This window comes from Vibrio sp. 378 (assembly GCF_033339435.1).
In genome coordinates this window covers 1-688 of the sequence record NZ_JAWOUO010000578.1, presented here as the reverse complement: position 1 = coordinate 688, position 688 = coordinate 1, and the positions used below count along the sequence as shown (strand labels likewise).

The window sequence follows — 688 nt, the reverse complement described above, 5'->3', positions numbered from 1 at the left end:
CCATTACGACGGGCTTCCCCATCGTACAACGTTTAAACCAAGCAAAATCCGCAGGAAGATGCCAAGGCATTTGATTATCTTTGCCAATAACGCGGTTGTCTGCCATCGCGGCAATCATACTAATGATCATGTAGGGTCCTTATACTATCGGTCTGCGGCGGTAGAATAACAGCCCAGGAACTGCGAGGCCAACTGCTAAACCAGCAATAATAAACATGGCTTTAAGAAAGTTCTCCATGCAGGTCGCAATTAACTCTGGCGAGTAACCCAAATGGTTAATCTCCACCATCGCAATCATCGCTTTGTAAGCAAAAACGCCCGGCACCATAGGTATCAATGCAGCGACAGTAAACACTTTTGGATGAGCCAAAAAGCGGTGAGACCAATGAACCCCTATCATGCCAACCAAGGTGGCAGCGAAGAAGGTCGCCCACTCAATCGGTACTCCAAACTGCATCATCAAGTAACGGCTTCCGTGACCAATCGCACCACCTACCGCGCAATAGATCAAAGCTCGCTGTGGCACATTAAACACCAACGCAAAGCCGACTGCAGGGATGGCAGCAAAAAACATGTCATTGAGCAAACCGAGCGTTAAATCAAAAATATTCATTAAATTGCCCACCCCCAAATACCAGTTACACTCATTGCCGCCACAATGCCCAAACACGTTGCTAACGTCAGCAAA

General features: G+C 47.5%; 2 protein-coding genes. Both read right to left on the bottom strand.

Features of this window, described 5'->3' with window-relative positions; all coding sequences use genetic code 11:
• Nucleotides 1–130 (bottom strand): dihydrofolate reductase (locus R7Q48_RS27635; RefSeq protein ID WP_318133471.1); only part of this gene is annotated, 130 nt, incomplete at its 3' end.
• Between the two features lie 9 nt (nt 131–139).
• Entirely contained in the window at nt 140–613 is a 474-nt protein-coding gene (locus tag R7Q48_RS27630; RefSeq protein WP_005459611.1) for a threonine/serine exporter family protein, read from the bottom strand.
• Nucleotides 614–688 lie beyond the last annotated feature (75 nt).